Raw genomic sequence first — 13,700 nt, forward strand, 5'->3', positions numbered from 1 at the left:
CTCCCGATTGATTATGGCGTTTCATAAAGTGCGGCGACGAGATCTTCATCGAGGCACGAAGGAAGCTTTCTGTCCTCGATCTCGATGATCTCGTAACATCCGAGGCTGTTGCTGATGAACGCGGCCTCGGCAGAGCGCAGATCAGCCTCTGTCAGCGAAACCTCTCTCACATTCATCTGCGGAAGGATTTTCGCGCGTGCGATACCGGAAAGAATTCCATCCTCGACAGGCGGCGTGATCCACTCGCCTGCAATCTGCGCGAACAAATTTCCGACCGTGGCGCAGGCAACATGACCTTTCGTGTTCAGCATCAACGCATCTGTTGCACCGCGTACCAACGCCTCGCGCCGCGCCAGAATGTTATCGCCGTAATTGAGCGATTTGATCCGCGACAAGGGCGAGTATTCGTTACGCCGGGTCGATCGCGCGATGATCACCCGTTGCAGCGCACCGAGCGTCGCCGTGGGCGCGCAGGTCATCAGCAGCGTCGGCGTCGCCTTCCCTTCAACCCAGAGCCCGCGCTTGATCGCCGGGCCCCGCGTCAGGGTGATGCGGATTGCACTTCGTGGAAACCCATTCTTGCGCAACAGTTCGGTGACCGCCGATTCAAGCACCTGATCGTCAAAGTCGACAGGCAGGGCCAACACGGCCGCACCTTCACGCAGACGCTGCAGATGTTCTGCGACCCAGATGGCTTTTTCCCCCACGCCGAGCACGGTTTCAAAAATGCCGTCCGCAAGCGTGAAGCCTCGGTCGGCGATCGACAGCCGCGCATCTGTCTCGTCGAGAAACGCGCCGTTGCACCAGACCTGCGTCACGACGCGCGCTCCTTGAGTTGAGCGGATACACGATCCGACAGCTGGTAGAGATCGTCATCGAAACGACCGAACGCAGTGGTGACCAATGCCTTGATCGAAGCCTGAGCCTTCAAAAGCATTTCGGCATATTCGGCCTCCGGCGTCGAAGCCGCCACCACGCCGCCACCGGCGCCAATGGTGAAGTGCCCCTCTTGCGCAACGATGGTGCGGATCACGATCGACAGATCGGCTGCACCATCCGCCCCGATCCAACCGAGCGCACCCGAATAGATGCCGCGCGCGCGGCCTTCCAGACGATCGATGATCTCGAGCGTGCGCAGCTTCGGCGCGCCAGTCATCGATCCGCCGGGAAACGCCGCCTGCAACAGATCGATCGTAGAGCACTCCGGCTGCAATTGTCCACGCACCGTGGTGACAAGCTGATGCACGGTCTCATAACTTTCGACACCGAACAGCTTAGTCACCCGGACACTGCCCGGCACACAGCAGCGCGAGAAATCGTTACGCAGCAGATCGACAATCATCGCATTCTCGGCGCGATCCTTGCGGCTCGCCCGCAACGCCTCGCGCAACTCACGGTCGCGCCGCGGATCGGAATCACGCCGTACCGTCCCCTTGATCGGCTTGGTCTCGACCTCGCCGTTTTGGTTCCCCGAGAGAAACCGCTCGGGCGATGCACTCAGCACTGCACCTCCCGGCCAGCGCAGATAGGCCGCGAACGGTGCAGGATTGATCTTGCGCATCACGCGATACACATCCAACGGATCGAGATCAGCCTCGCACGATAGCTCGTTGGTCAGGCAAACCTGATAGCTCTCACCATTTCGAATCTCGCTCAAACAGGCTTCGACGCTGGTGCGGTAGGCGCGCTCGCCCTGTGCCATGACGAATTCGAGAGGCTTTGAACCGCGCGGCGCGACAGATGGCGGCGGCGGCAAATGCGTGAGCGCCGCTTCCATTGCATCCAGCCACCGACGGGCACGCGCTTCCTCGGCAGGATCATCGACAGCGACGAGATAGGTTTTGCCTTCCACATGATCGACGGCGATGAAGCGATCCGCACGGATCAGGAGACTGTCGGGCGTTGCTGCCGTGCGATGTACACGCGAGCCGCAGTCCTGTTGCAGCTCGTAACCAAACCAGCCGACATATCCGCCGATGAGCGGGCATGGCGGCGGCGTTTGCGGCGCGGCCAGCGGCTGCGCCTTCAGGTAATCGAAAATCGAGCCGTTAAAGCGCTCGCTCGCATCGCCACGCACAACCGAGACGAAACCGTCAGCACAATTATATTCGACAATCTCGCCCTGCCCCGCCGCGTTACCGAGATACGACCACCGCGACAGGCCTGGCGCGACAAGGCTGCTGTCGAGCCAGAATGCATAAGGCGACGCCGCATAGAGATGGCAGAACGCGGCCTCGGTCTCCACCGCATAAGGCAGTTCGCGCCAGAATGCCTTCCGCATTGCCGAGGGCACGATATTCCTGCGCGGGCGTGTAACGCTCTCTCTCGCGCTGACACGACCGCACGACAGGTCGCGGAAATTCTCGAGAAGCCGCCGTCCATGCTCGGTCAGGATCGACTCGGGATGAAACTGCACGCCGCACTGCAGCTTCATGCGATGTGCAAGCGCCATCAGCACGCCATCGTCGCTCCACGCGATTTCTTCAAGATCAGGCGGCAACGGCCGCTCGATCATGAAGGAGTGATAGCGCCCCGCCGCAAACGGCGACGGCACACCAGCGAACAGCGGATGGCCGTTGTGGCGCACCATCGACGCTTCGCCGTGGACGAGCGACGGCGCATAAGCAAGCCGGCCGCCCGCCGCCATCGCAAGTCCCTGAAAACCGAGACAGACACCAAGCACCGGAACGGTCGCCTGCGCCAGCGCATCGCGCGACAGGCCAAAATCCTGCGCGCGATCCGGCCGGCCCGGCCCCGGAGAGATCACGATATTATCGAACGGCTCTGCCGCGATCTCATCCCAACGCGCGGCATCGTTCTTCACCACCCGCGGCGCGCACTGATTGATGTCGGCAATCAGGTCGGCGAGGTTGTAAGTGAACGAATCATAATTATCGATGATGAGGGTTTTCATCGCCGCCGGGCACGCTGCCGCTCTGTGTCGCCTGATATCGCCGCTTCCGATCCCGGCTTTTATGCCGGGCCAGCTATCTCCGGCAGGCTACGCGGCTTCGTTACGGCCGCCGGAAGAGACCACCCAAGATCGCGTCGAGTATGCGATGAAACCCTCTCCCTCCGCAACATGAGGAGTTATGGGCGCTCGCCCAAACCTGTCGCAAACAGCCTCTCCGAAATGCAAACGGCGGCCGAGGCCGCCGTTCGTGACAACGGGAGGCGCAATGCTCAGGCAGCCGCGACACCGCGTGCCTCGCCGCTGCCCGGCGGCGGGATCGGCTGGCCGGCATCGGCATATTCGTTGAGCTTGTTGCGCAAGGTGCGGATCGAAATGCCAAGAATATTCGCTGCATGGGTGCGGTTGCCAAGACAATGCTTCAGCGTCTCGAGGATGAGATCGCGCTCGACATCGGCGACCGTGCGTCCGACCAGCGCGCGTGTCACCTGCTCGGCCGCGAGTGTCGCATGGGCGACCGCCGGCGCGGTCTTGGCGAGATCGAGCCGGTCGCCGTCCGGCGACAGAATTGCTTCAGGACCGATCTCATCGCCCTGCGCCATCAGCACGGAACGATGGATCGTGTTCTCCAGTTCGCGGACGTTGCCCTGCCAGCGGTTCGCCGTGAGAACCTTGCGCGCCTCCGTGGACAGAGGGCGCACCGGCACACCATTCGCGTTGGCATATTTTCTCGCGAAATGCTGCGCGAGTTCCAGAACGTCCGTCGGCCGATCTCGCAGCGCGGGGATCTTCAGGTTCACGACGTTCAAGCGGAACAGCAGGTCCTCGCGGAACGTACCCTCGCGCACGGCATCGGCCAGATTGCGGTTCGACGTCGCGATGATGCGGATATCGACCGGGACGGGCTTGGTGCCACCGACGCGGTCGATCACCCGCTCCTGAATCGCGCGCAGAAGTTTCGACTGGAGCCGCACGTCCATTTCCGAGATTTCGTCGAGCAGCAGCGTGCCGCCGGTCGCCTCCTCGAACTTGCCGATGCGCCGCGCGATCGCACCGGTGAAGGCGCCCTTCTCGTGGCCGAACAATTCCGATTCCAGAAGCTGCTCAGGGATTGCCGCGCAGTTGACGGAGATGAACGGCTTCTTCGCGCGCGCCGAGCGGCCGTGGACATAGCGCGCCAGCACCTCCTTACCGGTGCCGGATTCGCCGGTGATCATCACCGACGCATCCGAGCCCGCGATCTGCTGCGCGAGCTTCACGACCTTCGCCATCGCCTCATCGCGATAGATCAGGTCGCGTGAATCGTTGGCGACAGCTGCCAGCACTGCCGCGATCAGTTCCGGCTCGGGCGGCAGCGGGATGTATTCCTTGGCACCGGCATGGATCGCGGCCACCGCCGCGCGTGCATCATTGGTGATGCCGCAGGCCACGATCGGCACGTGAATGTGTTCGGCCTCGAGCCGCATTACCAGATCGCGAATGTCGATCGCGACATCGACCAGCAGCAGGTCCGCGCCCTTGCCGCCGCGCGCCACCCGCATCGCAAGTTCGATGTCCTCGGCGTGCGTCACCGTCGCGCCGTTCTCCATCGCAATCTTGGTCGCGGTTGTCAGTTGCCCCTTCAGGGTCCCGACGATGAGAAGCCGCATGATTTGCTCCTGTCAGTGTCGCGCCGTGTCCGGCGTCGGTTTGGTTCGGCTGCGCGCCTACGCGCGCTCCGCCTTGATGATTTCCGTCATGGTCACGCCAAGCTTGTCCTCGACGAGGACCACTTCGCCGCGCGCCACCAGGCGGTTGTTGACGTAGATGTCGATCGCCTCGCCAACACGGCGGTCGAGTTCGAGCACCGTGCCGGGGCCAAGCTTGAGAAGATCGCTGACGTCCATCTTCGAGCGGCCGAGCACGGCCGAGACCTGCACCGGAACATCGAACACCGCCTCGAGATCGGAGGCGATGCGCGCGCTACGCTCCTCGTCATCCGCATAGGCTGCCTGATCCAGCGGCGGCGCCTCGATCGCGTTAAGGTCCGGCAACGGCACCTGGTCCTGTCCGTCATTCTCACTCATGAGTCTCTCCCGGCCTGATTGCGGGCCGCCATATAGCGCTCCACCAGTTCACCAATCCGTGCGTTCGTTGCGGCGTGATCGAGGGTACAGCCGCCGTCCGCCCATTCGATCTTGCAGTCCGAGACTTCGATTTCGGGCTCTGCGAGAATGACAAGCCGTCCTTCGAAACCGCTGCGGCGCGCAAGGTCTTCGATCCGCTCGCGGGCGCGATCGTAGAGCGCATCGTTGACGCGGATCGCGATATGCGGCGTCGAGGTCAGGTGCTGCAGGCAATCGGCAACCAGCGCCATGATCTCGGTGAGCGGTTCGGCCGCAACGAGCTCACGCGCGAGCTTGCGGGCGGTCGCCACCGCCACATCGACGGCCTCGGTCTCGACCCGGCCTTCGACAGTCTTGAAGCTTGCCGCGAGCGCGCGCATTGCAATCGAAATCTCTTCCATCGCCAGAGCCGAGCGGCGATCACTCTCGACGCTGGCCTCGCGTTGCGCTGCTGCAAAACCTTCGCGGAAGGCGCGCGCCTCGGCCTCTGCAACCTGCTGGGCGATCTCGGCACGAGAAGCCGGCCGCTCGGTATTCGCCGGAGCGGTGAAATCCATGTCGAACAGGAATTTCGCGGGCGCGCTCATCAGTACACCAGCTCGTCGTCAGCACGATTCTTTTGCAGCATGATCTCGCCCTTGGCGGCGAGGTCTTTCGCGAGATTGACCAGAAGCGCCTGCGCCTCATCGACATCGCGCAAGCGTACCGGCCCGGCCGCCGCCATATCGTCCTGCAGCATCTTGGCGGCGCGGGTCGACATATTGCCCATGAAGAACTCGCGCACGGACTCGTTCGCGCCTTTCAGCGCAACACCAAGCTTGTCCTTGTCGACATGACGCATCAGCGTCTGCGCCGATGCAGTATCGAGCTTCACGAGATCGTCGAAGGTGAACATCAGCGACTTGATGCGCTCGGCCGCCTCGCGGCTTTCTTCTTCGAGCGCGGTGAGGAAGCGCGTTTCGGTCTGGCGGTCGAAATTATTGAAGATTTCCGCCATCACCTCGTGAGCATCGCGACGGCGTGTCTGCGACAGGTTCGACATGAACTCGGTTCGCAGCGTGCTCTCGACGCGCTCGATGACTTCCTTCTGCACCGCCTCCATGCGCAGCATCCGGTTGACGACGTCGAGCGCCATATCCTCCGGCAGGATCGCGAGTACCCGCGCGGCATGCTCGGGCTTGAGCTTCGACAGCACCACCGCGACCGTCTGCGGATATTCATTCTTGAGGTAGTTGGCGAGCACCTCTTCCTGCACGTTGGAGAGCTTCTCCCACATATTGCGGCCGGCGGGTCCGCGGATTTCGTCCATGATGCCGTTGACGCGCTCTGCAGGCAGGTATTGCTGCAACAGCCGCTCGGTCGCATCGAAATTGCCCATCAACGCGCCAGAGGCAGACATCCGCGAAACGAATTCAAGCAACAGATCCTCGACGACATTGGCCTCGATGGTGCCGAGCGAGGACATCACGACGGACAATTCGCGCACCTCGTCGTCATCGAGAAGCGACCACACCTTGCTGCCATACTGCTCGCCGAGCGCCAGCATCATGATCGCCGCGCGCTTCGGCCCGCTCATCGGCGCGGATGGCTCGCGCTTGCTCTGCCGGCTCGCCAGCGTCGCGACGACGCTTGCGATCTCTTCAGGCTTCTGCTGCGTGGTTGCGGGAACGGTAGCCATGGATTACGCCGGTTGCTCTGTCAGCCATTGACGGATGATGGCGACGGTTTCGTTCGGGTTGCGGTCGGCCAATTCGCCGACACGATGAACAGATTGCGCGTGCACCTGGCCTTGCACCTGCGCGACATCGATCATTTGCGCCGTGGCGGCGGTATGGACCGGCCCGGCGACCGCGACAGGCTGCGGCGCTTCGGGCAGCGCGGGCGCGGCATTGGCCAGCGGCACATCTTCTGCGAGCACACGCTTCACCAGCGGGCGCACCACCATGAACACGACGACGATGGAGAGCAGCGACATAACGCCAAGCTCGATGAAGTACATCACGTCGTCTTTGGTGAACTGAAATACGCTCAGCCAGCCGTTCGAGTCAGGCAGCGGGATCGCCGACGGCGCATCCGCAAAGCGCAGGTTGACGACTTCGACCTGATCGCCGCGCGCCTTGTCGAAGCCGATCGCCGAGCGCACCAGCGTCGCGATGCGCTCAAGGTCTTCCTGGCTGCGCGGGGCGTAGACCTGATCGCCCTTTTCATTCCTGGAATAGACCCCGTCGACCAGCACCGCGACCGACATCCGCTGCACGCGGCCTGCTTCGGTCACTTCGGTCTTGGTGGTGCGGGAAATCTCGTAATTGTTGATCTCCTCGCTTTTCTTGGCCTGGTCCTTGCCCGCGTTCGCCGCATTCTGCTGCTGGTTGCCGGGCATCTCGTTGTTGACGGTCACCTGACCGTTGAGGCCGTTCGAGGTGGCGGAGGATTCTTCGCGCGTCTGGCTGGAGCGCAACACCCGTCCTTCCGGATCGAACTTGTCGGAGGTCTCGGTGACCTTGTTGTAATCGAAATCGGCCGAGAGCTGGACACGGGCGCGGCCACCGCCGACCACCGAAGTGACGATGCTCTCGATCTGCTTGCGCAGGCGGTTCTCGTAGGCGACCCGCCGCTCGTCGGCGCCGACATCGCCCATGCCGTTGGCATCGCCAGAGCCATCGGCCAGCAACTGGCCGTTCTCGTCGACGATCGAGACCCGCTGCGGCTTCAGGCCGTTGACGGAAGATGCGACGAGGTGGCGGATGGCGCGCACCTGCTGCGCCTCGAGGGCGCCGCGCACCCGCACCACGATCGCGGCTGAAGGTTCGGGCTTCTCGCGCGAGAACAGCGGCCGCTCCGGCAGCACCAGATGGACGCGCACGCCCTGAATGCGGTCGATCGCCTTGATGGTGCGGGCCAGTTCGCCTTCAAGGGCGCGCAGGTGATTGACGTTCTGGACGAAGCTCGTCGAGCCCAGCGTCTCGGATTTGTCGAAAATCTCGTAGCCGACGCCGCTGCCCTTCGGCAGCCCGCTTTCGGCGAGCTTCATGCGCAGGCGGGTGACCTTGTCCTTCGGCACCATGATGATGGCGCCGTCGTTCTTCATTTCATAAGGGATACCCTGCCGGTCGAGCTCCTTGATGACGCCAGCCGCGTCGTCGTAGCCCAGATCGGTATAAAGGGTAATCATCTGCGGCGCCGTCACCCGCAGGATCACGAAGCCGAAAAAGCCCAGCAGAGCCATGGCCACGGCAAGCATCGCCGCCAACCGCGCCGCACCCAGACTACGAATGAATGAAACCAGCCCTTGCAAAGCCCACCCCGAGATTCGGCCGAACAGCCGACTGGGCAGAATTTGCCTAGGGATGGTTTCCAGATGGTTAACGCCGGTTAACGGCCTGGCATAAATCGAGACATCCTCAAAGCCGACTTCATGGAATGAAGCGGATTTTCAGAAAAGCCAGACTGCAGGCGGGGTCTTACTGGCGATATTGCTGGATGCGGGTGGTCCGCAGGCCGGCCAGACCGTGCTGGTCGATCGAGAACTGCCAGGAAAGGAACTCATCCACCGTCAGCGTATAGCGGCTGCAGGCCTCTTCCAGGGAGAGAAGGCCACCACGGACGGCAGCAACGACTTCGGCCTTACGGCGGATAACCCACCGCTTGGTCCCAGGGGCCGGAAGATCCGCAATCGTCAACGGGCTACCATCGGGCCCGATGACATACTTCACCCTCGGGCGGTGGGGTTCTGTCATGGCGTACTCACAAACTCACACTGAACTCGTAGGAACAAGGTACGTCGTGCCGCTTAAAATTTGCCTAAGCCTAAGCGTCGAATGCCATTCTCCTTGAATTTCATCCCACAACCGAAAAGCCCGCTTCCTTTTGGGAAGCAGGCTGCAAGGCCGGATGGGAAATCTTAATGAGAGGTGACCGGAGGCCGCGTCAGCTATCCGTCGTGCCGGTGCCCCCTCCGGTATCAACCGTCGTGCGGATCACGCGCTTGATCTGGTCGATGGTGTAAGTGTTGCCGCCCATCGAGAGCAGCGCCGGGTCTGCGGTCATATCGACCGAGTCCACCACGCCCTGCACCTCGGTCGTGACCACGACATCCTTGCCGGTTGTGTCCTTGGCGGTGATCGAGAGCTTGTAATTGCCGGGCGGCCACTGCGTGCCGTCGTTGCCTTTGCCGTCCCACATGAAGCTCGCATTGCCCGCGGTGAGAGCGTAGCTGCCGGTATAGGCGGTTTCTCCGTTCGGCGCGGAAATCGTGACCACCGAATTGCAGTCGGCAGCTGCGTTGAAATTCCACGTCGCCGCGCCATTGAAATAAGCGGTCGAGCCATCGACCGAGATGGTCTGGCCGACAAAACCCAGCGCCTGCGTCGACTGCGCGGTCTTCTGCAGCGCCACGAGCGCGCTCAACTGGTCGTTGGCCTTCAACTGCTGTTCGACCTGCGCAAATTGCACAAGCTGCTGCGTGAACTGGTTGGTATCGAGCGGGTCGAGCGGGTTCTGGTTCTGAAGCTGCGTCGTCAGCAGTGTCAGGAACGTCTGGAAGTTGTCGGCAATTCCCGTGGAACTGCTGCTCTTTGTCGACGTGTTGTTCTGCGCCGCCGCCCCGGCCGACGTAACCGTCGATGGCATCGTTGAATCGACCGACATCCACCGTCTCCTTAAATGCTGATATCGACGCCGGTGCTCGATCCGAGCGCACGGCCATAATGCGCCCGCACGACCGGAGGCGGCGCTGTGACGTCTTCCGAAACAATCAGGCGATGGGAGGCGCGGCTCTGCGCGCCATCGTCCCGGCCCTGCGGCGACTGATCGCGCAGGCTGAACTGCAGGCCACCGTCGCCGGTCTTGAGGCCGGCGTCTTCCAGCGCGCGCTGCAACTGCGGTGCATCCCGGCGCAGCATGTCGAGCGTCGCGGGTTGCTCCACCGTGAGGTGCGAAGTCACGCGGCCATGCTTGTCGACGTCGAGCCGCACATCGATCCGGCCGAGATCGGCGGGGTCGAGGCGAATCTGAAAGCTGGTGTTACCCGCCGCCGCGCGCGTCGCGATATCCACCGCGAGCCCGTTGACCGGCACAGGGATGCTTGCGGCCTGTGCGGAGACCGTGGGGCCTGCAACCGTCACCGTAAACTGCTGCTGAGGCTGCGCAGCCTGATGGGTGGCCGGGGCCTGCAGATCGAGCGCCGCCTGGAAGCTCACATCCGGCTTTGTGCCTTGCGCCTCAGCGCCATGGCGCGCATGCGCAGGACCGGTAGCCGCACTTGCCTGCTCCTTCTTGACCGAAGCGGCTTCGGGCTTGGCGGCATCTGCACGCGTGTCCGAGGCGGATGCGTCATCCGCATCACCATCGGCTTTGGCGTCCGCCGCCACAGGCTTCGCGTCCGCGTCACCTGAATCAGAGGTTTGGGACGCAGCCTTGGCAGCCGCGCTGTTCGTAACCTCCTGCACCGCGTCAGCCTTGACCGCGCCGGTTGTCTGCGTGGAGGTCAAATGCGTCGCGACTTGAGGGACGGCAACCCCGACAGGCTGTGAAGCAGCGTCCGTTCCCTCGCCTGCCTGCAAGAGACCTGCGGCCGCCTCGGTGGCTACCTGTGTCTGATCAGCACCCGGCTTTTCGGCCGAGACTGAGTCGGCCGCAGAAGCACTCTCAGTCTTAGCGCTCTCAACGGCCGCGGCATCGGTAATGGCAACCGCCATCGGGTTCGCCGCCGGTGCAACGGCTGCAGCATCAGTTCCGGGCACGTCGGACGACGATTCAGCCTCACCGCTCTCGGCCGATACTGCTGGTGGCGCCACAACGGCGGTCGCCACCGCCGACGCGTCGGGTGTCGTCTGAGTTGCCGGGTTCACCGCGACGACGACATCGCCAGCGAGATCATCCTCGGACTTGAGCTTCGGCTTGTCCGTGACGACACCGGTCCGCGCATCCTTCTCGGCCGAATGCGACGCCGATTTCTTCGTTTTCTGGTTGAGAACGCCGGTTTTCGACTCGGTCTGCCACGGTTTCTCGACAGTATCGGCATCGGCCCGCGCGTCGCGCCGGTCCGCGCGATCGTTGTCACTCGCCTGCCGAACGGGCCTGTCCTGCGGTGCAGGCGCCGGAACGTCACGGTCGGCCGCAACGGTATTGCTGTCGACCAATGAGCCAAAATCGTCCGATCCGCCGCCCTGATCCGCTCTCGCAGGGGGGCGATGGCTGTAAACTTGGCTGTTAACGGCAGGATCGTGCGCGACGTTCAACACAGGACTGGTTCTCGCAAAGGTACCTGCGAGAGGCAGAGCAAGGACCGGGCCAGTCCGGGTTCCGGAGCTATATTGTTTAAAAACAAATACTTATACGTCATGGAGGCAGGAGCGAACCGCGCTTTGCCATACCTTTTTCTGCCTTCCGGCAAGTTTTGCCGGACAAAACCGTTCTAATTGCCCTCCTCTATTCCCAACTATAATAAGACACATGAAACGAGGCGGCCTTCCCCGCCTCTGGATTCACCGCGATGCTCAACAGTCTCGACCTCGAAGGACCGCCGTCTAGCACGCGCGTCGTCGTTGCCATGTCCGGCGGCGTCGACTCGTCGACCACGGCTGCCTTGCTGAAGGCCGAGGGTTACGACGTCATCGGCATCACGCTGCAGCTCTACGACCATGGCGAGGCGACCCACCGCAAGGGCGCCTGCTGTGCGGGTCAGGACATTCACGATGCGCGTGACGTCGCCGAGCGCATCGGCATCCCGCATTATGTGCTCGACTATGAAAGCCGTTTCCGCGAGTCGGTGATCGACCGCTTTGCCGAAAGCTACGCGCTGGGCGAGACGCCGGTGCCATGCATCGAGTGCAACCGTTCGGTCAAGTTCCGCGACCTGCTCACGACGGCGCAGGAACTCGGCGCTCAGGCGCTCGCCACCGGCCATTACGTCGCCTCGCGGCGTCAGCCGGACGGATCGCGCGCAATGGTCTGCGCGGCCGACGCCGATCGCGATCAGAGCTACTTCCTGTTTGCCACCACGCAGGACCAGCTCAACCATTTGCGCTTTCCGCTCGGCGACATGACCAAGGCCCAGACCCGCGAGCTCGCGCGGCGCTTCGACCTTCCGGTTGCCGAGAAGCACGACAGCCAGGACATCTGCTTCGTGCCGACCGGCCGCTACACCGACGTCATTGAGCGGATGCGGCCGAACGCGATGCTGCCGGGCGACATCGTCGATCTGCGCGGCCGCGTCCTCGGCCATCATCAGGGCATCGCCAATTTCACTGTCGGCCAGCGGCGCGGCATCGGCATCGCCGCTTCGATGCCGCTTTATGTTGTCGCGCTCGATGCGGCGTCACGACAGGTCATCGTCGGTCCGCGCGCCGCGCTGCGCAAGAATCTCATTACGCTGCGCGACATCAACTGGATCGGTGACGGCACATTCGACGACGTCGCGCGCGAAGGGCGCGACCTCTATATCAAGGTGCGCTCGACCCGCCCGCCGCAGCCCGCGCATCTGCGGATGAACGGCGACCACTGCGAGGTCGAACTATTCGCCGGTGAAGAAGGCGTCTCTCCGGGGCAGGCTTGCGTGTTCTATGATGCGCCGACCGGCCAGGCGCGCGTGCTCGGCGGCGGGTTCATCACCCACGCTTCGAACAACAGCGACAGAGCCGGCACCCATCACCTCGCGCTTCGGGCCGCGATCTAGGGGATCTCAAGCACATCGTGGGCAACGATATCGATCGCGCCGGGGTGGCGAAGGCTTATGCCGCATGGGCTCCGATTTACGACCTCGTCTTTGGCCGGGTTTTTGACGCCGGGCGCAAGGCGACAATCGCCGTTGCCGACGGAATCGGCGGGCGTGTTCTCGACGTCGGCATCGGCACCGGCCTGTCGCTCACCGATTATTCGCGCACCACACGCATCTGCGGCGTCGATATCTCCGAGCCGATGCTGCGCAAGGCTCGCGAGCGCGCGCAAACACTGAACCTCACCAATGTCGAAGCACTCTCGGTGATGGACGCGAAGCATCTCGCTTTCGCCGACGCGACCTTCGACGCCGTGGTGGCGCAATATGTCGTCACCGCCGTGCCCGAGCCGGAAGCGACGCTCAATGATTTCGTCCGCGTGCTGAAGCCCGGCGGCGAACTCATTCTCGTCAACCACATCGGCGCGGAAGGCGGGCCCCGCAAACTGTTCGAAATGGCCTTCTCCCCGATTGCGCGACGTCTCGGCTGGCGACCCGAGTTTCCCTGGCAACGTCTCGTCGACTGGTGCGCTCGCCATGGTGGCGTCACATTAGTCGAGCGGCGGCCAATGCCGCCGATGGGGCATTTCTCGCTGATCCGCTATCGCAAGCTCTGAGATAAAGGAACATCCGCACGCGCGCCTCGTTCAAAGGGCATGCGGATATCGATCATTTCCACTGTAATTGCCTGCATGATGGCTGGAACCGCTACACAGGCGCTTGCTCAGGCCGCGCCGGCGCCATCCACGCCGCAGGCCCCGACCGCGACGAATCCCGATCGCGCGACGAACTGCGCGCCGACCCAAACGGCTCCCGGAAAACAGAGCGTCGAGCCTTCCCGCCCCCCACATGAGGCGGGAAAACCACTTGGCGACACGCTTGCTCAGTCGGATGGCGTGTTGTGCCCACCGACGGATGTGGACCCCGCCATGCGCGCTCCACCGCCAGATAGCGGCTCAAGTTCGATGCC

12 protein-coding genes are annotated in these 13,700 nt (G+C 63.0%); 2 read left to right on the forward strand and 10 right to left on the reverse strand.

Annotation, left to right across the window (positions count from 1 at the left end):
- Positions 1–11: 11 nt before the first annotated feature.
- The 10 genes from OCA5_RS13855 to OCA5_RS13900 all read right to left on the reverse strand — a co-directional run bounded on the left by OCA5_RS13855 (position 12) and on the right by OCA5_RS13900 (position 11,258).
- Positions 12–818: an aminotransferase class IV gene (locus OCA5_RS13855; protein ID WP_012562379.1), complete on the reverse strand. Its 807-nt coding sequence runs from the start codon at positions 816–818 to the stop codon at positions 12–14.
- The gene (gene pabB, locus OCA5_RS13860) at positions 815–2,914 is read right to left on the reverse strand and encodes an aminodeoxychorismate synthase component I (protein ID WP_012562378.1); all 2,100 of its coding nucleotides are present in this window, start codon (positions 2,912–2,914) and stop codon (positions 815–817) included. The genes OCA5_RS13855 and pabB overlap by 4 nt, the downstream gene beginning before the upstream one ends.
- A 269-nt stretch (positions 2,915–3,183) precedes the next feature.
- On the reverse strand, positions 3,184–4,560 hold the full coding sequence (flbD, locus tag OCA5_RS13865; protein ID WP_012562377.1) for a sigma-54-dependent transcriptional regulator FlbD: 1,377 nt from the start codon (positions 4,558–4,560) through the stop codon (positions 3,184–3,186).
- Positions 4,561–4,617: 57 nt separating this feature from the next.
- The gene (gene fliN / locus OCA5_RS13870; protein ID WP_012562376.1) at positions 4,618–4,977 is read right to left on the reverse strand and encodes a flagellar motor switch protein FliN; all 360 of its coding nucleotides are present in this window, start codon (positions 4,975–4,977) and stop codon (positions 4,618–4,620) included.
- Positions 4,974–5,603 carry a FliH/SctL family protein gene (locus OCA5_RS13875; RefSeq protein WP_012562375.1) on the reverse strand — a complete coding sequence of 210 codons (630 nt, stop codon included), beginning with the start codon at positions 5,601–5,603 and terminating at the stop codon, positions 4,974–4,976. The genes fliN and OCA5_RS13875 overlap by 4 nt, the downstream gene beginning before the upstream one ends.
- Positions 5,603–6,694: a flagellar motor switch protein FliG gene (gene fliG, locus OCA5_RS13880; protein WP_012562374.1), complete on the reverse strand. Its 1,092-nt coding sequence runs from the start codon at positions 6,692–6,694 to the stop codon at positions 5,603–5,605. Before fliG ends, OCA5_RS13875 begins: the two co-directional genes overlap by 1 nt.
- A gap of 3 nt (positions 6,695–6,697) precedes the next feature.
- Positions 6,698–8,311: a flagellar basal-body MS-ring/collar protein FliF gene (gene fliF, locus OCA5_RS13885; protein WP_012562372.1), complete on the reverse strand. Its 1,614-nt coding sequence runs from the start codon at positions 8,309–8,311 to the stop codon at positions 6,698–6,700.
- A gap of 166 nt (positions 8,312–8,477) precedes the next feature.
- Positions 8,478–8,753: a CtrA inhibitor SciP gene (sciP, locus tag OCA5_RS13890; RefSeq protein ID WP_002714638.1), complete on the reverse strand. Its 276-nt coding sequence runs from the start codon at positions 8,751–8,753 to the stop codon at positions 8,478–8,480.
- Positions 8,754–8,943: 190 nt separating this feature from the next.
- On the reverse strand, positions 8,944–9,663 hold the full coding sequence (locus OCA5_RS13895; protein WP_012562371.1) for a flagellar hook capping FlgD N-terminal domain-containing protein: 720 nt from the start codon (positions 9,661–9,663) through the stop codon (positions 8,944–8,946).
- Between the two features lie 11 nt (positions 9,664–9,674).
- Positions 9,675–11,258, reverse strand: coding sequence for a flagellar hook-length control protein FliK (locus OCA5_RS13900; protein ID WP_013913289.1), 1,584 nt, complete (start codon positions 11,256–11,258; stop codon positions 9,675–9,677).
- Positions 11,259–11,509: 251 nt separating this feature from the next.
- Here OCA5_RS13900 and mnmA point away from each other — a divergent pair, with 251 nt between their 5' ends.
- Together mnmA and OCA5_RS13910 are read left to right on the forward strand one after the other, a co-directional pair.
- Complete coding sequence (mnmA, locus tag OCA5_RS13905; protein WP_012562369.1) at positions 11,510–12,691, forward strand: tRNA 2-thiouridine(34) synthase MnmA; 1,182 nt, start codon at positions 11,510–11,512, stop codon at positions 12,689–12,691.
- 17 nt (positions 12,692–12,708) lie between these two features.
- The gene (locus OCA5_RS13910; protein WP_012562368.1) at positions 12,709–13,347 is read left to right on the forward strand and encodes a class I SAM-dependent methyltransferase; all 639 of its coding nucleotides are present in this window, start codon (positions 12,709–12,711) and stop codon (positions 13,345–13,347) included.
- Positions 13,348–13,700 lie beyond the last annotated feature (353 nt).

Source organism: Afipia carboxidovorans OM5 (assembly GCF_000218565.1).
GTDB lineage: Bacteria > Pseudomonadota > Alphaproteobacteria > Rhizobiales > Xanthobacteraceae > Afipia > Afipia carboxidovorans.